General features: G+C 53.9%; 24 protein-coding genes and 2 pseudogenes. 11 read left to right on the forward strand and 15 right to left on the reverse strand.

The features are described from left to right. Nucleotides 1-75: 75 nt before the first annotated feature. From nrdA to AC1WNR_RS09075, 12 genes and pseudogenes are all read right to left on the reverse strand, one after another. Nucleotides 76-2,337 (reverse strand): class 1a ribonucleoside-diphosphate reductase subunit alpha, encoded by a 2,262-nt coding sequence (nrdA, locus tag AC1WNR_RS09020; protein WP_481644167.1) that lies wholly within the window; start codon nucleotides 2,335-2,337, stop codon nucleotides 76-78. Between the two features lie 352 nt (nucleotides 2,338-2,689). Then, a complete protein-coding gene (locus AC1WNR_RS09025; protein ID WP_481644168.1) occupies nucleotides 2,690-3,640 on the reverse strand; it encodes a sensor histidine kinase in 951 nt (316 codons plus the stop codon). After that, on the reverse strand, nucleotides 3,633-4,175 hold the full coding sequence (locus AC1WNR_RS09030; protein WP_481644169.1) for a heme NO-binding domain-containing protein: 543 nt from the start codon (nucleotides 4,173-4,175) through the stop codon (nucleotides 3,633-3,635). Before AC1WNR_RS09030 ends, AC1WNR_RS09025 begins: the two co-directional genes overlap by 8 nt. Before the next feature lie 21 nt (nucleotides 4,176-4,196). Beyond that, nucleotides 4,197-4,673, reverse strand: a complete 477-nt coding sequence (locus AC1WNR_RS09035; protein WP_481644170.1) for an SPOR domain-containing protein — start codon at nucleotides 4,671-4,673, stop codon at nucleotides 4,197-4,199. 59 nt (nucleotides 4,674-4,732) lie between these two features. Beyond that, complete coding sequence (locus AC1WNR_RS09040) at nucleotides 4,733-6,082, reverse strand: Do family serine endopeptidase (protein ID WP_481644171.1); 1,350 nt, start codon at nucleotides 6,080-6,082, stop codon at nucleotides 4,733-4,735. A gap of 153 nt (nucleotides 6,083-6,235) precedes the next feature. Further along, complete coding sequence (locus tag AC1WNR_RS09045; RefSeq protein ID WP_481644172.1) at nucleotides 6,236-7,441, reverse strand: FAD-dependent oxidoreductase; 1,206 nt, start codon at nucleotides 7,439-7,441, stop codon at nucleotides 6,236-6,238. 2 nt (nucleotides 7,442-7,443) lie between these two features. Further along, a complete protein-coding gene (gene serS / locus AC1WNR_RS09050; protein ID WP_481644173.1) occupies nucleotides 7,444-8,724 on the reverse strand; it encodes a serine--tRNA ligase in 1,281 nt (426 codons plus the stop codon). 27 nt (nucleotides 8,725-8,751) lie between these two features. Continuing rightward, on the reverse strand, nucleotides 8,752-9,120 hold the full coding sequence (gene crcB / locus AC1WNR_RS09055; protein WP_481644174.1) for a fluoride efflux transporter CrcB: 369 nt from the start codon (nucleotides 9,118-9,120) through the stop codon (nucleotides 8,752-8,754). Then, nucleotides 9,120-10,490: a replication-associated recombination protein A gene (locus AC1WNR_RS09060; RefSeq protein ID WP_481645382.1), complete on the reverse strand. Its 1,371-nt coding sequence runs from the start codon at nucleotides 10,488-10,490 to the stop codon at nucleotides 9,120-9,122. Before AC1WNR_RS09060 ends, crcB begins: the two co-directional genes overlap by 1 nt. After that, entirely contained in the window at nucleotides 10,487-11,131 is a 645-nt protein-coding gene (gene lolA, locus AC1WNR_RS09065) for an outer membrane lipoprotein periplasmic chaperone LolA (protein WP_481644175.1), read from the reverse strand. The genes AC1WNR_RS09060 and lolA overlap by 4 nt, the downstream gene beginning before the upstream one ends. A 2-nt stretch (nucleotides 11,132-11,133) precedes the next feature. Then, a pseudogene (locus AC1WNR_RS09070) lies at nucleotides 11,134-12,630 on the reverse strand (DNA translocase FtsK); the annotation flags it as partial. Nucleotides 12,631-13,059: 429 nt separating this feature from the next. Continuing rightward, a pseudogene (locus AC1WNR_RS09075) lies at nucleotides 13,060-13,668 on the reverse strand (DNA translocase FtsK 4TM domain-containing protein); the annotation flags it as partial. A gap of 108 nt (nucleotides 13,669-13,776) precedes the next feature. On the opposite strand from AC1WNR_RS09075, the gene trxB reads away from it, so the two are divergent. The 4 genes from trxB (at nucleotide 13,777) to infA (ending at nucleotide 16,541) form a co-directional block, all read left to right on the forward strand. Then, on the forward strand, nucleotides 13,777-14,733 hold the full coding sequence (gene trxB, locus AC1WNR_RS09080; RefSeq protein WP_481644176.1) for a thioredoxin-disulfide reductase: 957 nt from the start codon (nucleotides 13,777-13,779) through the stop codon (nucleotides 14,731-14,733). A gap of 1 nt (nucleotide 14,734) precedes the next feature. After that, complete coding sequence (gene aat / locus AC1WNR_RS09085) at nucleotides 14,735-15,445, forward strand: leucyl/phenylalanyl-tRNA--protein transferase (protein ID WP_481644177.1); 711 nt, start codon at nucleotides 14,735-14,737, stop codon at nucleotides 15,443-15,445. Beyond that, nucleotides 15,446-16,180, forward strand: a complete 735-nt coding sequence (locus AC1WNR_RS09090; RefSeq protein ID WP_481644178.1) for an arginyltransferase — start codon at nucleotides 15,446-15,448, stop codon at nucleotides 16,178-16,180. It begins immediately after the preceding gene. A gap of 142 nt (nucleotides 16,181-16,322) precedes the next feature. Continuing rightward, nucleotides 16,323-16,541, forward strand: a complete 219-nt coding sequence (gene infA, locus AC1WNR_RS09095; RefSeq protein ID WP_481644179.1) for a translation initiation factor IF-1 — start codon at nucleotides 16,323-16,325, stop codon at nucleotides 16,539-16,541. Between the two features lie 26 nt (nucleotides 16,542-16,567). Here infA and clpA read toward each other — a convergent pair whose 3' ends face one another. After that, nucleotides 16,568-18,826, reverse strand: coding sequence for an ATP-dependent Clp protease ATP-binding subunit ClpA (gene clpA, locus AC1WNR_RS09100; protein ID WP_481644180.1), 2,259 nt, complete (start codon nucleotides 18,824-18,826; stop codon nucleotides 16,568-16,570). Between the two features lie 10 nt (nucleotides 18,827-18,836). Further along, nucleotides 18,837-19,202, reverse strand: a complete 366-nt coding sequence (gene clpS / locus AC1WNR_RS09105) for an ATP-dependent Clp protease adapter ClpS (RefSeq protein WP_481644181.1) — start codon at nucleotides 19,200-19,202, stop codon at nucleotides 18,837-18,839. Between the two features lie 427 nt (nucleotides 19,203-19,629). Here clpS and AC1WNR_RS09110 point away from each other — a divergent pair, with 427 nt between their 5' ends. Continuing rightward, nucleotides 19,630-19,836, forward strand: coding sequence for a cold-shock protein (locus AC1WNR_RS09110; protein ID WP_481644182.1), 207 nt, complete (start codon nucleotides 19,630-19,632; stop codon nucleotides 19,834-19,836). 89 nt (nucleotides 19,837-19,925) lie between these two features. Further along, entirely contained in the window at nucleotides 19,926-20,516 is a 591-nt protein-coding gene (locus tag AC1WNR_RS09115) for a pseudouridine synthase (protein ID WP_481644183.1), read from the forward strand. A 99-nt stretch (nucleotides 20,517-20,615) separates the two neighbouring features. On the opposite strand, the gene moaE is transcribed toward AC1WNR_RS09115, so the two are convergent. Beyond that, nucleotides 20,616-21,068, reverse strand: a complete 453-nt coding sequence (gene moaE, locus AC1WNR_RS09120) for a molybdopterin synthase catalytic subunit MoaE (protein ID WP_481644184.1) — start codon at nucleotides 21,066-21,068, stop codon at nucleotides 20,616-20,618. 86 nt (nucleotides 21,069-21,154) lie between these two features. On the opposite strand from moaE, the gene AC1WNR_RS09125 reads away from it, so the two are divergent. From AC1WNR_RS09125 to AC1WNR_RS09145, 5 genes are all read left to right on the forward strand, one after another. Then, nucleotides 21,155-21,622 (forward strand): NUDIX hydrolase, encoded by a 468-nt coding sequence (locus AC1WNR_RS09125; protein ID WP_481644185.1) that lies wholly within the window; start codon nucleotides 21,155-21,157, stop codon nucleotides 21,620-21,622. Nucleotides 21,623-21,626: 4 nt separating this feature from the next. After that, complete coding sequence (gene mnmA / locus AC1WNR_RS09130) at nucleotides 21,627-22,736, forward strand: tRNA 2-thiouridine(34) synthase MnmA (RefSeq protein ID WP_481644186.1); 1,110 nt, start codon at nucleotides 21,627-21,629, stop codon at nucleotides 22,734-22,736. A 5-nt stretch (nucleotides 22,737-22,741) separates the two neighbouring features. Next, entirely contained in the window at nucleotides 22,742-23,413 is a 672-nt protein-coding gene (gene hflD, locus AC1WNR_RS09135; RefSeq protein WP_481644187.1) for a high frequency lysogenization protein HflD, read from the forward strand. 197 nt (nucleotides 23,414-23,610) lie between these two features. Further along, nucleotides 23,611-24,975 carry an adenylosuccinate lyase gene (purB, locus tag AC1WNR_RS09140; protein WP_481644188.1) on the forward strand — a complete coding sequence of 455 codons (1,365 nt, stop codon included), beginning with the start codon at nucleotides 23,611-23,613 and terminating at the stop codon, nucleotides 24,973-24,975. 111 nt (nucleotides 24,976-25,086) lie between these two features. Continuing rightward, nucleotides 25,087-25,812, forward strand: coding sequence for an RNA methyltransferase (locus tag AC1WNR_RS09145; RefSeq protein WP_481644189.1), 726 nt, complete (start codon nucleotides 25,087-25,089; stop codon nucleotides 25,810-25,812). Nucleotides 25,813-25,936: the final 124 nt, after the last annotated feature.

The raw sequence follows: 25,936 nt of genomic DNA on the forward strand, positions 1-25,936 counted from the left end.
CATTAAAAAGATCAATTGTGTATACGCAGACCGCAAACCGCCGGTCTACAAACCCATTTTCTATAGCTGCACGCCTTAAAGCTTACATGCTCCACCTTCACAACCTTCATCCTGCTGATCCGACGCACCATCACGGGTGTTGTGGTAGTAGAGCGTCTTCAAACCGTACTTGTATGCGGTCAGCAGGTCTTTGAGCAGCTGCTTCATCGGCACCTTGTCATTCGGAAACTTCACCGGATCGTAGTTGGTGTTCGCCGAGATCGCCTGATCGACAAACTTCTGCATGATGCCAACCAACTGCAGGTAACCTTCATTGTTCGGGATGCTCCAGAGCAACTCGTAGTTACCTTTCAGCTCAAGGTACTCAGGTACAATCTGCTTCATCACACCATCTTTGCTCGATTTAACTGATACGAAACCACGTGGGGGCTCGATACCGTTGGTCGAGTTAGTAATCTGTGATGAGGTCTCGCAAGGCATCAACGCGGTCAGCGTTGAGTTACGCAGACCGAATTCACGAATATCCTCGCGTAGAGTCTCCCAGAAGTAGTGCAGCGGTTCTTCACAGAACTCATCCACTTCACGCTTGTAGGTGTCGATCGGCAGCAGACCTTTAGCGTAAGTGGTCTCATTAAATTTAGGGCAGGCACCCAGCTCTTTCGCGAGACCGTTAGAGGCCTTCAACAGGAAGTACTGAATCGCTTCAAAAGTGCGATGCACCAAACCATTCGCCGAGCCATCTGAGTACTTCACGCCATTTTTCGCCAGGTAGTATGCGAGGTTAGTCACACCCACACCCAGAGTACGGCGTCCCATTGTCGCGTTGTATGCCGCAGGGACCGGGTAGTCCTGATAGTCCAGCAGGCTATCGAGAGCACGCACGATCAAATCTGCGAGGTTCTCTAACTCATCTAGGTTACTCAATGCGCCTAGGTTAAATGCAGAGAGAGTACAGAGCGCGATCTCGCCCTCTTCGTCATTCACATCGTTGAGCGGTTTGGTTGGCAGCGCAATCTCTAGGCAGAGGTTTGACTGCTTAACCGGCGCAACAGCCGGATCGAATGGGCTGTGGGTATTACAGTGGTCTACGTTCTGAATGTAGATACGGCCTGTTGACGCGCGCTCAGAGGCCAGAATACCGAACAGTTCGACCGCCTTGATTGTCTTCTTACGGATGTCTGGATCAGCTTCATACTTGACGTACAGCTCTTCAAACTTCTCTTGATCCGCAAAAAACGCCTCGTAAAGACCAGGTACCTCATGGGGGCTGAACAGTGTGATGTTGCCACCCTTGATCAGGCGCTGGTACATCAGACGGTTGAGCTGTACACCGTAATCGAGGTGACGCACGCGGTTCTCTTCAACACCGCGGTTGTTCTTCAACACTAGCAGTGACTCAACTTCGTAGTGCCAGATTGGGTAGAAGAGGGTCGCAGCACCACCGCGCACACCACCCTGCGAACAGGATTTTACCGCGGTCTGGAAGTGCTTATAGAACGGAATACAGCCAGTGTGGAAAGCCTCTCCGTTACGAATTGGACTCCCGAGCGCACGAATGCGACCTGCATTGATACCAATACCTGCTCGCTGTGAGACGTATTTAACAATCGCGGACGACGTTGCGTTGATCGAGTCCAAGCTATCTCCGGTCTCTATCAGCACGCACGAACTGAACTGGCGAGTAGGTGTGCGCACGCCCGCCATGATCGGGGTGGGGAGTGACAATTTGAACTCGGAGCACGCGTCATAGAAGCGCTTGATGTAGTCGAGGCGCGTCTCTTGTGGGTATTTAGAGAAGAGACAAGCCGCCACCAACATGTAGAGCTGCTGTGGGCTCTCATAGATCTCGCCGGTTACTCGGTTCTGTAGCAGGTACTTACCCTCAAGCTGCTTGACGGCCGCGTAGCTGAAATTCATATCACGGTCGTGCTTGAGGTAGTCGTTCATCTGATTGAACTCTGCCTCGGTGTAATCCTCAAGCAAGTGCTGGTCATAGCGCTTATCGCCAACCATTTTCTGCACATGGGCAAAGAGGTGTGGAGGTTCAAAATCCCCAAACGCTTTTTTGCGCAGGTGGAAGACTGACAGGCGAGCAGCCAAGTACTGATAGTCCGGTGCTTCCTCCGAGATCAAATCCGCAGCGGATTTGATCAGCGTCTCGTGGATATCACTGGTGCTGATGCCTTCGAAGAACTGTAAGTGCGAACTCAGCTCAACCTGGGAGACCGAAACTGTATCAAGACCAGTGGCAGCCCACATCAGTACCTTGTGAATTTTCTCCAGATCGATCGGCTCTTTGCGTCCGTCGCGTTTGGTAACCATTAGATCTTGTTGCATGTCGCTGACCCGCTCTGTGACGCTCGCAATGTCGATCTAATCGGGGCCAGGTTAGTATTTCCTAACGCTGCAGATTAGCGACTGTCGCAAATGTCTTCTTGATGCTTAAAAAACAGACAAAACACTATATATAGTGCCTCGTGTAACCCGTGACACCCAATATAGTGATATGAGTATTCATTTCAATACTTGTTTTTGGATCTGTTTTCTGGGTTTCGACGGGAAATCAGGCCAACGCTAGAGCTGACGCGGGCTGAGTGAGAGTTGGTTTTTTTCAACCTGAAATTAAAAAATTTTTATCGTTATAAACGGCTCGATAGCGACTTTTTTGTGATCTATTTTCAACATCGGTTTAACCGTCTATCGGCAGCGTGATTGTAAAGGTGGTCCCCTCACCTTCAGTCGATTCAACTTCAATTTCGCCACCGTGGTCGACGATGATACCGTAAGCGATCGACATCCCCATTCCGGTACCTTTACCGACGGGCTTTGTGGTGAAAAAAGGCACGAAAATTTGCTCCTTAACTTCCTCACTCATGCCAATACCGTTATCCCCAATCTTGATGATCACTTTGTCCTTGGCTACTGCAGTAGCGATACTGATGGTCGCACCCTTACGACCCTCGACAGCATGACCTGCGTTAACCAGCAGATTAAGAAACACCTGGTTTAGCTCAGATATATTGCAGTGCACCAGCGGCAGAGGCTGAAGGTCTTGCTGCAGTACCACCTCGGTACGAAACTGAGAATTTAATAGCTTAAGTGTCGATTGCAGGCCCGCCACTATATCCTCAGGGTGGCGTTCCTGCGTGTGTGTACGTGCAAAGCTACGAAGGTTAGCCACTATTTCACGCACGCACTGAAGTCCATCGCGCGTGTCCTCCATCAACTCGGGAAGCTCCTCTTCAAAAAACTCCAGATCAGCATCAGCCATATGTTTGGCGATCTTAGCTGCAGCAGCCTCTTGCTGCTCGGGTGAGAGCGTTAAAGCCTCTCGCTGCAGCACCACGAGCTTTTGATAGGGCTCAAGGTAGTCCGATAGTGATTCAAGGTTGGCATGAACAAACGCCATAGGATTGTTGATCTCATGGGCAATACCAGCTGCCAAAGTCCCTAACATCGCTAGCTTCTCGTTTTGCACCAGCACGCGCTGCTGCTCTTTGAGTTGCTTAAGCGACTCCTCCAGCTTTTGGTTCTGAAGGTAGAGTTCACGCGTGTGGTTCTCTACGATCTGTTCTGCAGCTTTACGCGCCTCGCGCTCACGCTCGTAGGCCTTGCGATAGAGCTCGGCTTCATCACTCATGCGTTACACTTACCCGCATATCACAGTGGTCTGAGCCCTCATGCATACAGACAGGGTGCTCTATTTTGATCGGTGTTTTGTAGTGTTCTGCGGCACCATAAATCAGCCCCTCGGCCAATACACAGAGGCGGCGCGGCGAGCGGTAGTCCATAACTAACTGCTCATCGCCGATACGTTCACATTTTATGGAGGGAAGGTTGGTCTCGGTCATTAGCTTCCTCACTTCGAGATGAATCACCGAGTCGATACTCTCAAGAAAGCTGAACAGGTCATCGCAGGAGTCGACAAAGACGGGGTAGCGGCTGGCCAGTTGGCCAAACATATAGGTCCCGAAGGCGCTGATCACGGTCTGGGCTGGCAGCTCAAGCTCTTCCACCACGGCACCGACTATAGCGAATAGCTCGTCATCGTTGTATGTCGATACCGCGGTGTAACCACCGTCGACACCGGCCTTATCGATAACCTTTTGCCACATCATCAAGCCACCCTTCTCGGTGACCATATCCTCGAGGATATTAAAAACCACACCCTTCATTGCGCATCCTTTACGTCGTTATTAGCTATCCGCTACTAGATCGACTCTCAGATCCACTCGATCAAAGGTGGTGGCGAAGCAAGCTTCAGAGTGCTGGCGCAGCAACTTACAGAAGGCATCGGCGACACTGGGATCACTGAAAGGTCCGAGAATGACTCTATAAAGTGTAGTCCCATCCCGCTCGATTGCACGGATAATTGGAGATCTGCTTTCAAAAACAACAGGATAGTTAGTGCTGAGGCGTTGAATCAGTTTACTGGCACCGATGGGCTCTTTAAACGCGCCAAGCTGTAGACCGGTTGAAGAGGACTCCCGCTCTATGTACTCCTTTAGCAACGGCTTTACCGCCTCGGCTTTGCATGCCTCAGAGCAGACAGGTTGAGGTTCAGCGACAGTTGCAGTGGTATCCGGCTCAGTTTTGAACGGATTGTAGGTGCAGCCCACTAGGGTGAGCAGCAAGCTGCAGAGTGCCAGTTGTTTAATGTTCATCTGTGACATATGGAACACTTATTAACTAATCACTCCGATAGTGTCACAGATGAACGCCAACGCCAAGCTTATCGCAGCACCAGATAAAAGGCCGAACGAGCCCGCTGAATCTGCAGTAGCAGCTCTCCTCGACGCCCTGCCAGCATCGAACGCAACTCACCGACATTATTTATGCGCTGACGATTGATGCTCAGTATTCGGTCTTCGATCTCCAGCCCCGCCAGCGCTGCACGCGAGTCCGGCGCGAGGCTGACGACACGTACTCCGCGTCCATCGGGGGTATTATCAAAGCGCGCCCCCTCCAATAGGGGATGGACATCTTCTGCTGTCTCGTTGGTGTAGCTGCGGCTTACCCGAACCTGTAGATCGATACGTTGGCCATCGCGCAGTACCCGCAGAGGTACAGAGCGATCGGTCGGTGCAAAAGCGATCTGATTACGCAGTTGCCCAATATCAGGAGTCGCTTTGCCGTCAACACTGATAATCACATCACCTGGCTGCAAACCCGCTTGCTGTGCTGGGGAGTCATCACTGACGCCGGTCACCAACACGCCTGATTCGCCGTTACGCATTTTGAAGGCGCTCTGCAGATCCGGCGTAATCTCTTGGATTGAGATACCGATCTGACCGCGTGATACGCTGCCCTGCTCTAATATCTGATCCGCCACCTGACGCATCATATTTGACGGAATCGCGAATCCGATCCCGACGTTACCGCCGCCTGGTGCGATGATCGCAGTGTTGATACCCACCAACTGGCCGTTCAAGTCGACGAGTGCACCACCGGAGTTGCCCGGGTTGATTGATGCGTCGGTCTGTATAAAGTTCTCGTACCCCTCAATTCCGAGGCCTGAGCGTCCTAGGGCGCTGACGACGCCAGTCGTAATTGTCTGACCAAGACCAAAGGGGTTACCGATAGCAACCACGAAATCGCCAACGCGGACCTGATCCGAATCGCGCAAATCCAGCTGCGTCAGCGACTGCGCTTCAATATCAAGCACAGCGATATCCACCTCAGGATCCGCACCAATTAAAGTTGCTTCATAGCTGCGACCATCAGTCAGTTGGATCTGAATCTCATCAGCGCCTTTGATCACATGGAAGTTGGTTACGATCGTACCCTCAGCAGCATCGACAATAACGCCGGAGCCAGCTGAGTTTTGCGAACGCCGCTGCTGCGGCTGGAGCTGCTGGCGAGGAATGTTGAAGAAGCGTTGGAAGAAAGGGTCATTCAGCAGCGGGTTAACGCCTACCCGGCGGGTCGAATAGGTGGCAATGTTCACCACAGCCGGATTCACCCGCTCCAGCATTGGCGCAAGAGTCGGCAGCTCCTGCCCCTGAGAGTCAGCCAACGGTAGCGCCGCGTTAGCCATCGAACCCAAACCCAACATCAGTGTAATCAGAGCAGTTCTAAACATAACAGCACCTCTCAATTCTTCACCTAGTACGAAGATTGGGCACCCACCCGATTTTTTCAAGGTTTTCTGGGACGTATATGTGGTGTAAGGGAGTTGTCCGCTGTAGGAGGGTTGTCCGCCAAAGGCGGATTACCCGACACGCGCAGATCGCTCTTACAGGCCGGAGGCGAGTTTGATGATCTGTTTGCGCAGGGGTGGTAAGTTGCCGCTGAGGCCGAGGATTAGATTTCGAGCGAGCTTCAGCGGGCCAAGGTTGTTACTGAAGCCACGGTAGAAGGCATCCATCGCTTGCACCATAAGTAGATTGGCGTTGCGGCGCTGTTTCTCATACTGGGCCAGAGGTGTTGGGTCGTCGATCCGCAGACCCTGATCGAGCGCCTCTTTGAGCGACTCCGTCAACGCCTTCACGTCTTGGAAGCCCAGATTAACGCCCTGCCCGGCCAAGGGGTTGATCTGGTGTGCAGCGTCACCAACCAGAACCACGCCCGGCTTATAGTAGTTCAGGGCATGCAGGCGGCGCAGCGGAAAGGCACCGCGCGCATCAATGGATTGGAGCTTACCGAGACGCCGAGGGAACTCAAGCGCCAAAGCTTCTTCCAGCGCTGCATCACTCAGCTTCAACAGCTGATCAATGCGTGCCGGAGAGTCATACCAAACCAGAGATGCATGATTACCCGGCAGGGGCAGAAGAGCGTGCGGGCCTGAAGGGGTGAACTGCTGCCAGGTGATATCCTGTTGCGGCGCCTCGGTGGTGACATTGATCACCATCGCCTTCTGCGCATAGTCCCACTGATGCACCGATAGAGCTGCCGCACTGCGCACCATCGAATTGCCGCCATCAGCCGCAACCAGCAGACGTGCCACCAGCACCTGATCATTAGCCAGCTCAACCAGGCTCGCACCGGGCGAATAATCGATAGAGCGAACCTGCTCGCTGAGCAGCTCAACTGAACTCTGCTGTAGCTGCTCGATCAAAGCACGCTGAATCAAACGATTCTCAACGATATAGCCGAGCTCGCTGAGCCCCATATCATCGGAGTTGAATTCGGTCGCCAGTTTATCGGCCAGTTTACCTTGCAGACCGACAGCGTCTTCATCCAGCTCCCAAACACGCATACGGCGGTACGGACAGGCGCGCCAATTGAGAATCGTCGACCAGACATCCAGCTGATCCAGCAACTCGACTGAGGCCGGGCTAAGGGCAGAGACTCTTAGGTCCAGTGGCTGACCAGTATCAAAGGGCTGAGGTATTTGATGTTCGATGAGGGCAATCTTCAGACCAGTCTGCGAGAGCGCAAGCGCAGTGGCGGCACCGACCATGCCACCACCCACTACGACCAGATCATACTGCTCGCCCATCGTTAAGCCTGCAGAAGCTCTAGACCGCCAAGGTATGGACGCAGAACTTCTGGTACGCGCACGCTACCATCGGCATTCTGATAGTTCTCTAGCACCGCTACTAGCGTGCGACCCACAGCGAGGCCTGAACCGTTGAGCGTGTGTACCAGCTCTGGCTTACCTGTCTCGGGGTTACGCCAGCGCGCCATCATGCGGCGGGCCTGATAGTCGGTCATATTAGAGACCGAAGATATCTCGCGGTATTTCGCCTGACCTGGTAGCCAGACTTCAATATCGTAGGTCTTAGCTGCGGAGAAACCTAGGTCGCCACCACAGAGCGTCACGACGCGGTAAGGCAGCTCTAGTTTCTGCAGAATCGCTTCAGCATGGCCAACCATATCTTCGAGTGCTTGCCATGAAGTTTCAGGCGCAACCACCTGCACCATCTCAACTTTTTCGAACTGATGCTGACGGATCATGCCGCGGGTATCTCGCCCAGCTGAACCTGCCTCCGAGCGGAAACAGGGGCTGTGGCAAGCGTACTTCATCGGCAGCTTCTCTGCTTCAACAATCGAGTCACGCACCACATTTGTCACGGGTACTTCAGCCGTTGGAATCAGGTAGTAGTGGCGCTCACCGAAAGGTACTTTGAAGAGGTCCTCTTCAAACTTTGGCAGTTGCCCGGTACCAACCAGAGACTCAGAGTTCACCATAAATGGAACATTTATCTCAGTGTAGCCGTGCTCGTCACACTGAGTATCAAGCATGAACTGCGCTAGCGCGCGGTGCAGTTTTGCCATGTTGCCGCTCATTACGGCAAAGCGCGATCCGGTCAGTTTAGCTGCGGTCTCAAAGTCCAGACCGCCAAGACCCTCACCAATACTCACGTGATCCTGTGCTTCGAAATCGAACTCAGCCGGTGTACCCCAGCGGCGTACCTCGACGTTATCCTCTTCGTCTGCACCCGCAGGAACTGAATCATCGGGCAGGTTCGGAGTGCTTAGTAGAATCTCATCAAGCTTGGTCTGAATCTGACTCAGCTGCTCTTTGGCGGCATCTAACTGCTCGCCTAAAGCACCTACCTCTGCCAGTAGCGGAGCGATATCCTCACCCGATGCCTTCGCCTTACCAATCGATTTAGAACGGGTATTACGCTCGGCCTGTAGACGTTCAGTATCTACCTGCACCTGCTTGCGTTCAGCTTCGAGCGCGTTATAAGCGTCGAGCGGAAAGTCGTAGCCTTTCTTCTTCAGTTGTTCAGCAATAGCTTCAGCGTTATCACGGACCAGGCGTGGATCTAACATGGATCTATTAATTCCTTAAAAAACGGTTCAGAACATGCGTGTCAGGCCAACAGCTAAGGCCAGTGCCGCAATGCACAAAATGACGCTCAATAGTACATAAAAGAGGGCCGCGATTATATGGCCTTCGTGGATCAGCGTCAGGGTTTCGAGCGAAAAAGTGGAGAAGGTGGTAAATGCACCGAGAAAACCGGTCATCAACAGCGGACGCATCTCAGGTGGAAGTTTGGCCTTTTCTAAAATCAGCACAAACATCACCCCCATCAGAAACGAACCCAGCACATTGGCACTCAGCGTTCCCCAGGGCAGTTTTGAGTCGCCAGCATTAAGCCAGCCACTAAACCAGTAGCGTGCCACCGCTCCCAGGGCACCACCCAGTGCCACACTCAATACGTGCATCAATGTGGTTTGCCTCCTGTTTTAGAGAAGCGGGAGTAACGGCGTTTCGGGCTAGACTCATCCGCCTGACGCAAACGCTCTAGCTTCTCTCGAAGTTTGATCTCAAGGCCACGATTCTCTGGCTCGTAGTAACGCCGTTCGCTGATCGCCTCAGGCAGATAGACCTCACCTGCCGCGTAAGCGTTAGGCTCGTCGTGAGCGTAACGGTAACCCTCGCCCATACCCTGCTGCTTCATCAGTTCAGTTGGGGCGTTACGTAGGTGCATTGGGACCTCGTAACTGGGATCTTTCGCCACATCAGCACGGCACTGATTGTAAGCTCGGTAGAGTGCATTACTCTTGGGCGCCATGGCGCAGTAAACTGCCGCTTGCGCAATCGCTCGCTCACCCTCAGCCGGTCCAACCCGCTCAAACGCATCCCAGGCCGAGAGCGCCACCTGCATCGCACGCGGGTCGGCGTTGCCAATATCTTCAGAGGCGATCGCAACCAAACGGCGCACGATATAGAGCGGATCACAGCCCGCATCTAGCATGCGGCAGCACCAGTAGAGCGCACCGTCAGCATTGGATCCGCGCACCGACTTGTGAAACGCTGAGATCTGATCGTAAAACAGGTCGCCACCTTTATCGTAGCGCCGCGCTCCAGCACCGAGCACCTCTACCAACGACTGCTGCGTTACGTACTCAACACCGTCGCGCTCTTCAGCCAGATCGGCAGCGATCTCTAACAGACTGAGAGCGCGGCGGCCATCACCGTCAGCCGTACGAGCCAGAGACTCTAAGACTCCATCCTCGAACTCCAGCTTACGCTCACCCAGACCGTTCTCCACGTCGTTGAGCGCCTGAGTAATCAACTTCAACAACACAGGCTCACCTAGGGATTTGAGCGGATAGACGCGAGCGCGCGACAGTAGCGCGTTGTTGAGTTCAAATGAGGGGTTCTCGGTGGTCGCGCCAATAAAGATCAGCGTACCCTCCTCAACAACGGGAAGAAAAGCGTCCTGCTGCGCCTTATTAAAGCGGTGCACCTCATCCACAAACAGGATCGATTTACGTCCGCCCTGCATGCGATTGTGGCGCCCGCGCTCAACCGCGGCACGCACCTCTTTCACCCCGTCCATTACGGCTGAAATAGAGATAAAGTCAGCATCAACATATTCGGCAATCAGGCGCGCCAAGGTTGTTTTTCCAACGCCCGGTGGACCCCAAAGAATAAGCGAGTGGATGTTGCCCTGCTCTAACTGCTTGCGTAGCGGCTTACCCTCGCCAAACAGATGCTCCTGTCCAAGGTACTGCTCCAGCTTGCGCGGGCGCATGCGTGATGCAAGAGGCTCATAGCCCGCTGGGCTCGCATCGAACAGGTCCATCAGTTGGCCGGCGACTGGAGCGGTTGCGCCTCAATCAGGTCGGTACCTGGTGGCGGCGTAAAAACGAAGCGAGCGGGGTCTATCGCAACAGGAAAGCTCAGATTTTTGAACATTATCAGCGAGCGTTGCCCCAGACCATCTTCAATTAAGATCTCACTAAGCGAGCGCGGACCAAAGAGCATACGCAAGCGCTCGAACTCGGCATTTTCAGACGCTTTGGGCCTTAATTCGAATAGGTTGTCTGCGCCGCCAGCCTCAATCTGACTGACGAAAAAGCGTGCTTCTAATTCAGCGCGGCTGGCTCCGAGAACGCTCGCCGGGGTAAACGCAAACTCCTCGGACAGTGAACGGCGAGTTGCCTGTTCGAGGTCAGGATCGTAAATCCACAGATTATCACCATCACCAACGATCAGTTGCGGAAAGGGCTGCTCTGTCTCCCAGCGCACACGGTTCGGTGTCTCAATCCACATCCGCCCCTGGCTCAACTCCTCTCGACTACTGCCGTCGCCTAGCGTGTATTGCTGAAACTCAGCAGTGAATCGCTGATGCTCACCGAGCCGATCAGCGAGTAACTGAGCCGCGTCCTGTGCCTTAGCTACTCCAGATAGCGCAAGCGTTAACAGTGAAACAAGCAGATATCTCATTATTAATCCCTTGGTGGGGGCGGAGCCAAAACTTCGCGCTGACCATTGCTGCCCGCCTCACTGACAACACCAGCCGCTTCCATTGTCTCGATCATACGAGCGGCACGGTTGTAGCCGATCTTCAGTTTCCGCTGCACCGACGAGATCGACGCTTTACGTGACTCAGTGACAAAGGCGACCGCCTCATCGTAGAGCGCATCTGACTCATCGTCGAACAGACCTGCACCACCACCCGCTGCGCCAGTATCACCGCCACCTTCGTTGAGGATGGCATCGATAAACACCGGCTCACCCATCGCCTTCCAGGCCTCAACGACGCGGTGCACCTCATCATCACCAACAAACGCGCCGTGCACACGGTTTGGCACCGAAGTGCCCGCCGGTAGATAGAGCATGTCGCCGTTACCGAGGAGGTTCTCGGCACCCGCCTGGTCGAGGATCGTACGTGAGTCGATCTTCGATGAGACTTGGAAGGCGATACGCGTTGGTACGTTGGCTTTGATGAGGCCGGTAATAACATCAACCGATGGGCGCTGAGTCGCAAGAATCAGGTGGATACCTGCAGCGCGCGCTTTCTGTGCAATACGTGCAATGAGCTCTTCGACCTTCTTGCCAACAATCATCATCATGTCGGCAAATTCGTCGATGACCACCACGATATATGGCAGGGTTTCAAGGTCTGGCGCGGGCTCACTCGGCGACAAGCCCATCTCCATCGGATTCCACAACGGGTCTTTGAGCGGTGTGCCAGCGGCTTCAGCTTCGCGCACCTTATCGTTGTAACCGGCTATATTACGTACGCCTACTTTTGCCATCAGACGATAGCGTCGCTCCATCTCGGCGACACACCAGCGTAGGCCACCTGCCGCCTCTTTCATATCCGTAATAACCGGCGTCAGTAGATGCGGAATACCGTCGTAGATAGAGAGCTCGAGCATCTTCGGGTCTACCAGCATTAGACGCACCTGCTCGGGCGTCGCTTTGTAGAGCAGACTGAGCAGCATCGCGTTAACACCAACGGACTTACCCGACCCGGTGGTACCCGCCACCAACAGATGTGGCATCTTCGCCAAGTTCGCAACAACGGGGTTACCGGCGATATCGTTGCCCAGCGCCAGCGTGAGTTTCGAAGCCGCATCCAAGTACGGTTTGGAGTTGAGAACCTCTGACAAACGCACCATCTGACGAGAATGGTTCGGAATCTCGATACCCACCACCGATTTACCCGGAATCACCTCTACAACACGCACAGCGGCAACCGCCATCGAGCGTGCCAGGTCGCGCGCCAGGTTGGAGATCTTGCTCGCTTTGACGCCCGGTGCCGGTTGAATTTCAAATCGGGTGATCACCGGTCCGGGGTTAACTTCAACCACCTCGGCAACAACGCCAAAGTCTTTGAGTTTCTGCTCTAGCAGACGCGAAAGCTGCTCCACCTCCTCTTCGGTGTAGCCCTGGTCGGTTTGTAGCTCCGGTGGATCAAGCAGTTCGAGGCTCGGCAGCTTCATCTTCGCCGGTGCGCTCGGTTTAACATCCTTGTCGTCATCGCTCTCTAGCGGCTTGTGAGTCTGTGACAGCGGCACAATCTTAACGTTGCGCTTTGCATCAGCATCGGCCGCTTTGGTAGGCGTGTCCCAAGGCGGGGTATCAGCAGCCGATTGCGCAGCAACTGGAGTAGTCGCCGGCTTCGCTATCTCTGCTTGGGTAACATCTGGCGTAAACGAGACAGGTGCAGGTTTCTTAGCAGCCGGATTCGGATCGGTTGCTGGGCCAAGGTCCATCTCGGGTTCGATGCGATCCACTTTTCGCACTTCAACGGGACGCTCGGCACCGGCACCCGCGACTTTGGCCTTGGGTCGCTCAGGCACCGAGACCTTCACAGAGGTCAGCTTATCGCTCACCCAGAAAACGGCGTTACCTAGACCATCCAATACCTGCGCCCAACTGGTATCAACATAGAGTGTCAGGCCCAACAACAGTGCAATCCAAAGCACGACGGTGGCGCCAATCAAGTTCAACCAATGTACTGCAAACTCTCCAAGCGCTTGACCCGAGAGGCCTCCCGCCGAGAACGGGAATTGCAGCGCCTCGTTGGTGAAGTGCAGCGAAGCGAGTGCTGAGAGCGAGATCAGCATCAAGGTCGCCCCGAAGAGGCGCAGAAGAATAAAGGGTAGCTGTTGCAACGTACCCAACTGACGACGGCGTAACCAGCGCCAGGCCGGCACGATAATCAGCAGCGGCAGCAGGAAAGCCGCGGCACCCAACCAAGCGACCGTGTAGTCAGCTATCCAGGCACCAAAATTACCCACCCAGTTATTTACCTTGGCTTGATAAGCGTAGTGTGACCAGCCGGGGTCACGCGGGTCGTAACTGAAGAGAGCGAGCAGTAGCAGTACGTTGGCACCGATTGCTAAAACCAGAGCTGATTCACGCGCGATGCGGCCCAACTGCTGGGCAACGGTAGGTGTATTAGCGTTTTCCTGAGTACTCAACGAGCATCCCTTATGTCGAACAGGATCTATTAGTTGCCAAAATAGCATAAACAGGAGGTGAAGGTCTTGCCCTATCTGGGGTTGAATTGCGGCCCGCCAGCCCCATAAACTATGCCACAACTTATATTTCTATCTTACTCCACTGGACTCCTAGCAATGAGCGAAATTCAACACCACCGCCTGATTATCCTGGGTTCCGGCCCTGCGGGTTACACAGCTGCTGTTTATGCCGCGCGCGCCAACCTCAATCCAATCGTTATTACCGGTATGCAGGCCGGTGGCCAGCTAACCACAACTACCGATGTCGACAACTGGCCGGGTGACGTTGACGGGGTTCAGGGCCCTGAACTGATGCAGCGCATGCAGGCGCATGCGGAGCGCTTCGATACTCAGGTTGTGTTTGACCACATCCACACCGCTGAGCTGCAGAGCCGCCCATTCATCCTCAAAGGCGATATGGGTGAGTACAGCTGTGATGCGCTGATTATCTGCACCGGCGCATCGGCGCAATATCTGGGGCTGGACTCCGAAGAGGCGTTCAAGGGCAAAGGCGTCAGCGCCTGTGCGACCTGTGACGGCTTCTTCTACCGCAACCAGAAAGTTGTCGTGGTCGGAGGTGGTAATACAGCCGTGGAAGAAGCGCTCTACCTCTCAAACATCGCCGCTGAGGTGACGCTGGTGCACCGCCGCGACTCTCTGCGCTCAGAGAAAATTCTTCAGGACAAATTGTTTGAGCGTGCTGAAACTGGCAACGTTAACATCGTTTGGAACCACCAGTTAGACGAAGTTCTGGGCGATCAATCTGGCGTCACCGGTATTCGTGTTAAGAGCACCGAAACCGGCGAGACTCAGGAGTTAGATGCACAGGGCGTATTCATCGCGATTGGCCACAAGCCCAACACCGATCTGTTTGAAGGTCAGTTGGATATGAAAGATGGTTATCTGAAAATCCACTCTGGGACTGACGGGAATGCGACACAAACCAACGTTGAGGGTGTCTTCGCGGCCGGTGATGTGTGCGACCACATCTACCGTCAGGCGATCACCTCCGCGGGCTTTGGCTGTATGGCGGCCCTAGACGCAGAGCGCTACCTCGACTCGCTCGAGAAGTAATATGCTCCCTTGGCTGGATCCGGGATTCCCGGCCTTTCCGCCAACCGAATGGGCTCTTAATGAGCCCAACGGATTGCTCGCAGCCGGCGGCGAACTTAACGCGGACTGGCTGCAAACCGCTTACCCTAAGGGTATCTTCCCTTGGTTCAACGACGGCGAACCGATCCTCTGGTGGAGCCCATCGCCTCGCTGCGTACTTTTTCCCGATCAATTCCACCCCTCTAAATCACTGCGCAAACGGATGCGCCAACTCAATTATGAAGTGCGCATCGACAGCTCCTTCACCGCGGTAATGAGAGCTTGCGCTGCACCTCGCTCAATGCAAGAGGGCACCTGGATCAGCCCGGCGTTTATCAGCGCCTACACCGAGCTTGCCAAACGGGGTGTGGGCCACAGCGTCGAGCTCTGGACAGATGGTGAGTTAGTTGGTGGGCTCTACGGCCTAGCCATAGGCAAGTTATTCTTCGGCGAATCAATGTTCTCAGCGATACCTGACGCTTCAAAGATTTGTCTCTACCATCTGGCTGAAAAACTTGGCCAAGCAGGCTATGCTGTAATTGACTGTCAGGTCTATAACCCACACCTGCACTCCTTGGGTGCAGAGGAGATTGACCGCGAGCAGTTTGAGCAGCTGCTACTAAGCTGCAATAATCGTCCTGAGACGGACGTCTGGCGTGATCCGATATGGCACCAGCAGTCCGGGAGCAAATAGATGTCTACTCTTCAAACACTGCGTTTTTTTGCCACCCCAGAGCATGAGTGCAGCTACCTTGACAATGAGAAGGCACGCACGCTCTTTGTCGACCCTCAGGCAGATGTAGACGCAGACATCTATGCCCAGCTGACCGATATGGGCTTTCGCCGTTCAGGTTCGCACATCTACCGCCCACACTGCATCCAGTGTGATGCCTGCATATCCGTTCGAATACCGGCGTATGAGTTCCAGATGTCAAAGTCTCAGAAACGCATCTGGAACAAGAATCGCGATCTTAGCGTCGAGAGCATCGACCCCGCACTTACGGATGAGATCTACAAACTCTACGAGCGTTATATCAAAGAGCGCCACTCTGATGGTGATATGTATCCCCCTTCGCCGGGTCAGTTCTCTGGATTTCTGGCGGACTCCAACCAACAGAGCCAATTTCATCTGATGCGTGACGCTGAGGGTAAACTCCTAGCTGTTGCCGTCTCAGACAGTCTGCAGCGGGGGCAATCAGCGGTTTACACTTTTTACGATCCTGAGCATGAGCATCGCAGTCTAGGGACCTATGCAGTCCTTTGGCAGCTGATGCAACTGCGTGAACAGCGCGGCGGCTACCTCTACTTGGGTTACTGGGTAAAAAACTGTCGCAAGATGAGCTATAAAGCCCGCTTCTACCCGCTTGAGCGTCTCGAACAGGGCGTCTGGATCCGAGTTGGCGACGCTGAGCGCCAAGAGTCTCTCTAACCGAATCGACAAATTGCTCAGAAAACAGGCAATTCATTTCACATTAGGCTGCGATTAGTGCAGAATATGGCGCTTTCCAAATCCGGGTACAGCGACGTGCGCCCAATCCGGAGTGATGACAAACACCTAAGGTTAAGAGTGAATGGCTAAAGAAGAAGCTTTTGAGATGGAAGGAACGGTTGTAGATACCCTTCCTAACACTATGTTCCGTGTAGAACTTGAGAACGGCCACGTTGTGACCGCACACATCTCGGGCAAAATGCGAAAGAACTACATCCGTATTCTGACAGGCGACAAGGTTAAGGTTGAGCTAACGCCATACGACCTCAACAAAGGCCGTATCGTCTACCGCGCTCGCTAAGCCAAGACTCAGGAGCAGGTGGCCGCCTAAGCGACCACCTCTTCTATCTCCAGTGTTAGCTCGCCATCGGCGCCGACACGAATCTCTACTTCACCACCCTGCTCAGCCAACTCACCAAAGAGTATCAGCTCAGCCAACGGCTTCTTGATCTTCTCTTGAATCAAGCGACGCATGGGGCGCGCACCCATCTTCTCGTCGTAGCCGTGTTCAGCCAACCAGTCACGCGCCTCAGATGTTGCGTGAATCATGACCCGCTTCTCATCTAACTGCGCCTGCAACTCGGTCAGGAACTTGTCGACCACGCCGCGAACGATCTCGAGCGATAGTGGTTTAAACTGCACCACTGCGTCCAGTCGGTTGCGGAACTCCGGCGTAAACAGACGTTTAAGCGCCTCCATCCCGTCGGACGAGTGATCCTGATTGGTAAAGCCGATGCTCGGACGACTCATCGCTTCGGCACCCGCGTTGGTAGTCATCACCAGGATGACGTTACGGAAGTCGGCCTTGCGACCATTGTTGTCGGTCAATGTACCGTTATCCATCACCTGCAATAGCAGGTTGAATACCTCAGGGTGAGCTTTCTCGATCTCATCAAGCAGAAGCACCGCATGTGGATTCTTGGTAACCGCTTCGGTTAGCAGGCCGCCCTGGTCGTAACCAACATAACCCGGAGGCGCACCGATCAAACGAGAGACAGTGTGACGCTCCATGTACTCGGACATATCGAAACGAATCAGTTCGATGCCCATGATACGCGCCAACTGCGCGGTAACCTCTGTCTTACCGACACCCGTAGGGCCGGCAAACAGAAAGCTACCCACCGGTTTGTTCGGCTCTTTAAGCCCAGCACGCGACAGCTTGATCGCAGCTGACAGCGTATCAATCGCCTCGTCTTGGCCCAACACCACCATTTTGAGGCTGGAGTCGAGCTTGCCGAGCTGCTGCTTGTCTGAGGTCGATACACTCTTCGGTGGTATGCGTGCAATCTTGGCTACAATTGCCTCAACCTGCTCAACACCAATAACCTCCACCCGGTCTTCAGGCTTCAACAGGCGCTGATAAGCGCCCGCTTCATCGATCACATCGATCGCCTTGTCTGGCAGATGTTTCTCGTTGATGTAGCGCTCCGCCAGCTCAGCGGCAGCACGCAGCGCCTCATCCTCGTAGCGGATCTCGTGATGCTCTTCAAAGCGCGATTTCAGACCACGCAAAATCTGGTAGGTGTCATCAACGCTCGGTTCCATCACGTCAACTTTCTGGAAACGACGTGCTAGTGCACGATCCTTCTCAAAGATGCCGCGGAACTCTTGGAAGGTGGTCGAGCCGATACACCGGATCTGACCAGAGCTGAGCAGCGGCTTAAGCAGATTGCTCGCATCCATTGAACCGCCGGACGCAGCGCCGGCACCTATAATCGTGTGAATCTCATCGATGAAAAGGATCGAATGAGGCTTCTTCTTAATCTCATTGAGCAGCGCCTTGAGTCGTTTCTCAAAATCACCGCGATACTTGGTACCTGCCAGCAACGCACCTAGGTCGAGGGAGTAGACGACAGACTCAGCGATAACACTGGGTACCTGCTCCTCGACGATTAGCTTCGCCAGACCTTCAGCGATGGCGGTTTTGCCGACACCCGCCTCGCCGACGAGCAGCGGATTGTTTTTGCGGCGGCGCGAAAGGATCTGAACGACACGTTCAACCTCAGAGTCACGTCCGACTAGCGGATCAATCATACCCTCAGCAGCCTGCTGGTTGAGATTCACGGCGTACTGTTTTAGCGGACTCGAAGCGTCATTGGGGGACTCCTCTGCAGTCTCTGTTGTCTCATCAGCCTGCTCTTCGCTGCTCTGAGTTTCAGAGATACCGTGCGAAATAAAGTTCACCACATCGAGGCGCTCAACACCCTGCATCTGCAGCACGTAAACGGCGTGGCTCTCTTTCTCACTGAAGATCGCTACCAGAACGTTAGCGCCTGAAACCTCAGATTTGCCCGAGGATTGAACATGGAAGACCGCGCGCTGCAGCACGCGCTGGAACCCTAGCGTCGGCTGAGTCTCGGCCTCTGGGGTATTCTCAGGCAACAGTGGCGTCGTCTCTTCGACAAAGCGCTGCAGTTGCTCGCGCAGACGCTCAAAGTCGACGCCGCAAGCGTGCAGCACTTCGGCTGCTTGGCGGTTATCTAGCAGTGCTAGCAACAGATGTTCTACTGTCATGAACTCGTGGCGGCGGTGAAGCGCGTCACGGAATGCACTACTGAGTGTCTCTTCTAACTCACGGTTCAACATATTTCGCCCCTTACACCTTCTCTACTTCACAGAGCAATGGGTGCTTGTTCTGTCGTGAAAACTGATTTACCTGTGTTGCCTTAGTCTCAGCCACATCGCGGCTATAGATACCACAGACCCCTTTACCCTGCTGGTGAACCGCGAGCATTACCTGCGTCGCTTTCTCCTCATTCATTGCAAAGAAGGTCATTAAAACTTCGACGACAAACTCCATCGGTGTGTAGTCATCGTTCAGCAGCACCACCCGGTACATTGGGGGCTGCTTTAACTCGGGCTTTGCCTCTGCAACAGTCGTAAGGGGGTTGTACTCCGGCCCCTGCTCCTCATCGTCCTGTTGGTCGTAAATTCCGAACTCTTTAATGCCGCGTAGATTCATCTTGTTCCAAAAACGCTGTTGTCTCTATCTTCAGTTTCAGGACAGTGCCTGTGTCAATCTAATCGGCTCTGCTTAGCAGTATAGATGGTGATTGAAACCTCGCTATGCAACCCCGGCTGCAAAACCCATGCAAAATTCTAACTTGGTGAAATTGCATGTAAGCCGATAACCGTTACCACTTTCTCTACCGCTCACCTCTTAAAACTACTCCAGTGCGAGCCGAGCCGCAATGGGAGAAGTTCCTATCGGCTAATCCGAGCAGTTTCTCTTGAACTCTTACTATATATCAGTATCTTAGACGCTTAGATGTCCCTTGTGACAGGGGTACGGAAACAGAGGCAGAACGGATTTAGCCTTAAGTACAGATCGCTGATGACTGTTCGTAATTGAAAGTCATTAAACTGCAAGCACAGATGGAGTTTCTGCTATGCACACCGGAACCGTAAAGTGGTTTAGCAACGCTAAAGGCTACGGGTTTATTATCTCTGATCATATCGAAGGTGAGGTTTTTGCCCACTTCTCGGCCGTTCAGAGCGATGGTTTTAAATCGCTGCGCGCGGGCCAACCCGTTCATTTCGAACTGCAGGACGGCCCAAAAGGGATGCACGCAATCAACATCAGTCCTGCAAACTAATGACCACTCCGGTTTTCATGCGGGGTGGAATTGACAGGAAGCACTAGGGGCTAGTAGCGCTCGGAAGGCGCGGGCGCCTCGAGGTTTTAATGTCCGAAATTTACCTGCTTAACAAGCCCTTCAATGTGCTCTCCACCTTTACTGATAGCGAGGGTAGAGAAACACTCGCGGCCTATGTAGACACACCAAATATCTACGCTGCTGGTCGACTCGATTATGACTCTGAGGGTTTGCTTATCTTAACGGCCGACGGCGCGCTGCAGCACCGACTAGCCAATCCCAAGTTTAAATTCGAGAAGAGCTACTGGGTGCAGCTGGAAGGCGAGATTAGCGAAACGGCACTGCAGCAACTGCGCAGAGGTGTGGAGCTCAAAGATGGCAAAACTCGTCCCGCCTACGCTGAGCGTCTAAGAGAACCAGAGCTGTGGCAGCGTAACCCGCCGATTCGGGAACGCAAAAACCAGCCAACCAGCTGGATTGAGCTGCGCATTTCGGAGGGTAAAAATCGTCAGGTAAGGCGCATGACCGCCGCCGTCGGTTTTCCGACCCTACGCCTCGTGCGTGTGGCGATCGGCCCTTGGCGAGTGGATGGTTTACAGCCCGGCGAATGGCGCAAAGAGCAGGTAAACCTACCGACAGAGCGCCCACGCAAACCGCAGAGAAATCAGAGAAGACGGTAGGAGCGATCTGCGCGCAGCGCATGTTCGCGACTGGTCAAGCCTCAGGAAATCGCGTGATGCGGCTTTGCCGCATAACCTTCCTACAACCTCAGGAATGCGTTAGTCCCAGCTATTCGCGGCGTCCAGATCGGTGCCTTTCTGCTCCACCCAAACCGAGCCTTTATCACTCACTTCGCGTTTCCAGAAAGGCGCGTCACGTTTCAGATAATCCATAATGAAAACCGCCGCCTCGAATGCGGCTTTGCGGTGGGCTGAGCTCACACCGACCTGCACTACCTCATCCGCCAGCGTCATGCGCCCAACACGATGCACAATCCAAACGCGCTTAAGTGGCCAGCGTTCGCGGGCCTGATCAATGATCTTCTGCAGCGCCTTCTCAGTCATACCCGGATAGTGCTCGAGCTCCATCGCTTCAAGGTCCGCATCATCGAGCTCGCGCACCAAACCGGTGAAGGTCACCAGCGCGCCAACCCCCTCAGGAGACTCTTTTAGCCAGGCATTGACGTCCGCACTATTCAGACTCGCTTCAGTAACCTCGATATAATCACTCATAGATATTCAATCCTGCGCTAATTTGCTCCGCCCGACGGCGCCAAAGCTGGTATGATATGCGCTCTTTTTATTTTGATAAACCGTCGATGTCGAACTATAGCAATTCGCCCTATTCTAACCGTTGGACTCCGCGTAGCACCGTCGCCGCGATAATCGAACGCGACGGCGAGTTCTTACTGGTCGAAGAGATGATCAAAGGCGAACGCCTGATTAACCAGCCCGCTGGTCATCTGGAAGAGAACGAGACCTTCGCTGAGGGTATGGTGCGCGAGGTGCTCGAGGAGACCGGTTACCAAGTTGAGCCCGAGGCACTACTGGGCCTCTATGTCTATCGAACCACAGATAAAACACTCACCTTTCATCGAGTCTGTTTTATCGCTCGTATCACTGGGCAGGTCGAAAACGCCGTGCTTGACGATGGAATTATCGGACCGGTCTGGATGACTCGGGATGAGGTGGCAGCAGCCACAAATCTTAGGGCGCATCTGGTGCTAGAGTGCATCGACGACTATCTGCGCGGGATCAATTACCCGCTCGATTTTTTGAAAGATTAAATTGATGACCGAAAACAGCAGTAAGAAAGTAATTGTTGGCATGTCGGGCGGCGTTGATTCGTCCGTCTCAGCCTACCTGTTGCAGCAGCAGGGGTATCAGGTTGAGGGACTGTTTATGAAGAACTGGGATGAAGATGACGGCACCGAGTACTGCACCGCTATCGAAGACCTAGCAGATGCACAAGCGGTCTGTGACAAGCTTGGCATCCATCTTCACACCGCCAACTTTGCTGCTGAGTACTGGGATAACGTCTTTGAACACTTTTTGGAAGAGTACAAAGCGGGCCGCACGCCCAACCCAGACATACTCTGTAACCGAGAAATCAAGTTCAAGGCGTTCCTTGAATATGCACAGATGCTTGGCGCCGATCTAATCGCCACGGGTCACTACACCCGCCGTGCAGAGCGAGACGGCAAAGCTGTACTTCTCAAAGGGTTGGACCCCAACAAAGACCAAAGCTATTTCCTGCACCAGGTTGGCAACGAAGAGCTAGCCATGACGCTCTTCCCTGTCGGCGAGCTAGAGAAGCCCAAGGTCCGCGAAATCGCCGATATGCTAGATCTAGCCACGGCGAAGAAGAAGGACAGCACCGGTATCTGTTTTATCGGCGAGCGGCGTTTTACCGACTTCTTAAAGCAGTATCTACCCGCTCAGCAGGGCAAAATTGTTACGCCTGAAGGGGATCAGATTGGCGAACATCAGGGGTTGATGTACTACACCCTCGGTCAGCGCCAAGGGTTGGGAATCGGTGGACTTGCCAACTACCCTGAGGAGCCCTGGTTTGTAGCCGGTAAAAACCTCGACAAAAATGAACTGATCGCGGTGCAGGGCATCGACAACGAACTGCTCTACTCAGACTGGCTATTCGCTCGTGAGATCTTCTGGATTAGCGGTGAAGAACCAACACTGCCACTGCGTTGCAGAGCCAAAGTGCGTTATCGTCAGCCAGATCAGGCGTGTCTTATCGAGGCGATTGAGGGCGGCTACCGCGTTACCTTTGATGAGCGCCAACGCGCCGTAACACCCGGTCAATCTCTGGTGTTATATAGCGATGATCTCTGCCTCGGTGGCGGGGTAATCGAACATAGCTCACGTGATCTTTATTGGAAGTAAGTTAAATGATGCGAGCATCTGTTGAGCAGACCATCGCCCTAGCGGGCGTGTTTCAGGCAGCGTCACTGGTAGACCAGATCGCCCGACAGGGGCTGGTGAGCCAAGACGCTCTAGAGGCGAGTGTTGCCAGTCTCTTTGTTACCAATCCGAATAACACCGAGGATGTCTACGGCGGTGCTGACCAGCTTCGCTTTAACTTGAGCACAGGCCTGAAAGAGCTGCAGAAAACAGTCGATAAAAAGGGCAGCACGCTCACTCCGCATATGACACGCTACGCCCTGAGCATGATTGCGCTGGAGCGAAAACTTGCGAAGAACCCGCAATTTCTGCAGATAATTGGGGAGCGGCTCGATGCCCTGGAGCAGAAAGCGCGTTACTTCTCCTCCACCAGCGATTCTCAAGATGAAGATCTCGGCCCCAGTCGCTACGCGCACTCAGTTGTCATAGCCGGCCTCGATCAGCTCTATCAAGAGACAATTAGCCAGTTCAGTTTCCGTATTCAGGTGCAGGGCGACCCACGCAATCTACAAAATTCGGAAAACGCCGCACGCATTCGCGCGCTCCTGCTCTCTGGTATACGCGCCGCAATGCTCTGGCGTCAGGTAGGCGGACACCGCTGGCACTTTATCTTCCTGCGGGCACGCCTGCGCGCGCCGCTAGCGCAGCTATTGAAGTAGAAGCGATCTGCGGCGCCAGCCGCACGTTCGCGACCTGTACGTAAAGCGCCGGGAAGGCTATTCCATCACGAGCGTTTTTGTCGGGAAATACGCTGCGCGTACATCCCTTCCACAGCACTCCCTTGAGGGTGCTTTTAGCTCCTTAATTTGCTAGAATTCGCACCCTTCGAAATTCACCAATCCGAGACTATTGAGACATGGAACTTAGCGCACTTACCGCCGTTTCTCCGGTAGATGGCCGTTACGGCAGCAAAACCTCAGACCTCCGTTCAATCTTCAGCGAATTCGGCCTTATCCGCTTTCGTGTCGAGGTTGAGGTTCGCTGGCTGCAGAAACTGGCGTCACACACTGAAATCGCTGAAGTTCCATCACTAAGCAGCGAAGCTAACGCCCTGCTGGACGAGCTAGTTGCTAACTTCTCGGTAACCGATGCCGAGCGCATCAAAGAGATCGAACGTACTACCAACCACGACGTTAAAGCGGTTGAGTACTTCATCAAAGAGCGCATCAGCGCTAACGCTGAGCTCGCTGCGATTGGTGAATTCGTGCACTTCGCGTGTACCTCGGAAGATATCAACAACCTGTCACATGCACTGATGCTCAAGAATGGCGTCGCGGTAATGCGCAAAGAGATGGCTGAAATTGAGAGCCAGATCGCGAAGCTCGGTCGCGACTTTGCTGGCCAGCCAATGCTGTCACGCACACACGGCCAGACAGCCTCACCTTCGACACTGGGCAAAGAGATGGCGAACGTCGCTTACCGTCTGCGTCGCCAGATCAAACAGCTCGATAACATCGAGTTCCTTGGAAAGATCAACGGTGCCGTGGGTAACTACAACGCACACCTCAGCGCTTACCCCGAGATCGACTGGGAAGCGAACGCCAAAGATTTTATCGAATCACTGGGTCTGGACTACAACCCATACACCACACAGATCGAGCCGCACGACTACATCGCTGAGCTGTTTGACCTGGTCTGCCGCTACAACACCATTCTGATCGACTTCGATCGTGATGTCTGGGGTTACATCGCATGGGGCTACTTCAAGCAGAAAACCATTGCCGGTGAAGTGGGCTCATCAACGATGCCGCACAAAGTTAACCCGATCGACTTTGAGAACTCTGAGGGCAACCTCGGTATCGCCAACGCGATCATGGGCCACCTCACTGCTAAATTGCCGATCTCTCGCTGGCAGCGCGACCTGACTGACTCAACGGTTCTACGTAACCTAGGTGTTGGTTTCGGTCACTCGCTGATCGCCTACGCGGCGACACTGAAAGGCATCAGCAAGCTGGAAGTAAACGCTGAGCGCCTGAATGCAGATCTGGATAACAGCTGGGAAGTTCTGGCAGAGCCAATTCAGACGGTAATGCGTCGCTACGCGATTGAAGAGCCGTACGAGAAGCTCAAAGCACTGACGCGCGGCAAAGGGATGACCAAAGAGGTGATGCTCGACTTCATCGAGACACTAGAAATTCCTGAGTCGGCAAAAGCTGAACTGCGCACTCTGACGCCGGGCACCTATGTCGGTAACGCGGCTGAGCAGGCTGCGAAGATCTAATAAACCGTAGGAGGGATCTCGGCGCAGCGGAGGTCGCGACCTCAGCCAAACCCAGCTGGAATATCGCGTCATGCGGCTTTGCCGCATAACCCTCCTACATCGGACAATCCTATGCTCTCGAATATCCGCATCGTTCTGGTTGAAACCTTTCACCCCGGTAATATCGGCGCCGCTGCACGCGCACTTAAAAACATGGGGTTGGAGCAGCTCTGGCTGGTTAACCCTCGTGAGTTTCCGTCTGAAGAGGCTGATTCACGGGCGGCTGGTGCGAAAGATCTGCTAGACAATGCGCGGGTAGTTAACAGCGTTGAAGAGGCGATTGCCGACTGCCAGTTAGTGGTGGGCACGAGCGCGCGTGAGCGCGCCTATGATCTGCCGCTGCAAGATCTAGAGACAGCTTCAGCGCAGATTTGGCAGGAGGCTCAGGAGGGCCAGATTGCGATTCTGTTTGGGCGTGAGACCAGTGGACTCAATAACAGTGAGATGTTGCTGTGTAATCGTCACCTGTTTATCGACGCCAATCCCGAATACCCTGTTCTTAACGTATCCCAAGCGATTCAACTGGTCTGCTATGAGTTGCGCCGAGCGACTCGGGTAATCGATAGACAATCACTCGAACCTGCCCCCTATCCACGTCAGCACGAGATGGTGCTCTTCTTCGAACACCTTGAAAGGGTACTACGCCGGGTTAACTTTATTATTCCGCAGCATGAGGGGCGCGTGCTCGACAAACTACGTCGCTACTTCAACCGCACCCGCCCGGAAAAAGCCGAGATGGGGATGCTGCGCGGTATTCTCAACGCCGTCGAGGAGACACTCGACAACGAGAAGAAGTAAGACACTTCAATTGCTCAAGCGGCTCGCTAAGCAGCACACCTCAAAACCCTAGACTATATTTCAATCCATTAGATTCTAACATTGATACCGCGCACGCCGGCTGCGGTATCTAGATATAGTGGAA

The sequence above is a fragment of the Marinobacterium marisflavi genome, assembly GCF_982447095.1.

Bases quoted from the DNA above. Each gene is read 5' to 3' on its own strand.
- nrdA (WP_481644167.1), bottom strand. From the start codon at position 2,337: ATGCAACAAGATCTAATGGTTACCAAACGCGACGGACGCAAAGAGCCG.
- AC1WNR_RS09025 (WP_481644168.1), bottom strand. From the start codon at position 3,640: ATGAGTGATGAAGCCGAGCTCTATCGCAAGGCCTACGAGCGTGAGCGC.
- AC1WNR_RS09030 (WP_481644169.1), bottom strand. From the start codon at position 4,175: ATGAAGGGTGTGGTTTTTAATATCCTCGAGGATATGGTCACCGAGAAG.
- AC1WNR_RS09035 (WP_481644170.1), bottom strand. From the start codon at position 4,673: ATGTCACAGATGAACATTAAACAACTGGCACTCTGCAGCTTGCTGCTC.
- AC1WNR_RS09040 (WP_481644171.1), bottom strand. From the start codon at position 6,082: ATGTTTAGAACTGCTCTGATTACACTGATGTTGGGTTTGGGTTCGATG.
- AC1WNR_RS09045 (WP_481644172.1), bottom strand. From the start codon at position 7,441: ATGGGCGAGCAGTATGATCTGGTCGTAGTGGGTGGTGGCATGGTCGGT.
- serS (WP_481644173.1), bottom strand. From the start codon at position 8,724: ATGTTAGATCCACGCCTGGTCCGTGATAACGCTGAAGCTATTGCTGAA.
- crcB (WP_481644174.1), bottom strand. From the start codon at position 9,120: ATGCACGTATTGAGTGTGGCACTGGGTGGTGCCCTGGGAGCGGTGGCA.
- lolA (WP_481644175.1), bottom strand. From the start codon at position 11,131: ATGAGATATCTGCTTGTTTCACTGTTAACGCTTGCGCTATCTGGAGTA.
- trxB (WP_481644176.1), top strand. From the start codon at position 13,777: ATGAGCGAAATTCAACACCACCGCCTGATTATCCTGGGTTCCGGCCCT.
- aat (WP_481644177.1), top strand. From the start codon at position 14,735: ATGCTCCCTTGGCTGGATCCGGGATTCCCGGCCTTTCCGCCAACCGAA.
- AC1WNR_RS09090 (WP_481644178.1), top strand. From the start codon at position 15,446: ATGTCTACTCTTCAAACACTGCGTTTTTTTGCCACCCCAGAGCATGAG.
- infA (WP_481644179.1), top strand. From the start codon at position 16,323: ATGGCTAAAGAAGAAGCTTTTGAGATGGAAGGAACGGTTGTAGATACC.
- clpA (WP_481644180.1), bottom strand. From the start codon at position 18,826: ATGTTGAACCGTGAGTTAGAAGAGACACTCAGTAGTGCATTCCGTGAC.
- clpS (WP_481644181.1), bottom strand. From the start codon at position 19,202: ATGAATCTACGCGGCATTAAAGAGTTCGGAATTTACGACCAACAGGAC.
- AC1WNR_RS09110 (WP_481644182.1), top strand. From the start codon at position 19,630: ATGCACACCGGAACCGTAAAGTGGTTTAGCAACGCTAAAGGCTACGGG.
- AC1WNR_RS09115 (WP_481644183.1), top strand. From the start codon at position 19,926: ATGTCCGAAATTTACCTGCTTAACAAGCCCTTCAATGTGCTCTCCACC.
- moaE (WP_481644184.1), bottom strand. From the start codon at position 21,068: ATGAGTGATTATATCGAGGTTACTGAAGCGAGTCTGAATAGTGCGGAC.
- AC1WNR_RS09125 (WP_481644185.1), top strand. From the start codon at position 21,155: ATGTCGAACTATAGCAATTCGCCCTATTCTAACCGTTGGACTCCGCGT.
- mnmA (WP_481644186.1), top strand. From the start codon at position 21,627: ATGACCGAAAACAGCAGTAAGAAAGTAATTGTTGGCATGTCGGGCGGC.
- hflD (WP_481644187.1), top strand. From the start codon at position 22,742: ATGATGCGAGCATCTGTTGAGCAGACCATCGCCCTAGCGGGCGTGTTT.
- purB (WP_481644188.1), top strand. From the start codon at position 23,611: ATGGAACTTAGCGCACTTACCGCCGTTTCTCCGGTAGATGGCCGTTAC.
- AC1WNR_RS09145 (WP_481644189.1), top strand. From the start codon at position 25,087: ATGCTCTCGAATATCCGCATCGTTCTGGTTGAAACCTTTCACCCCGGT.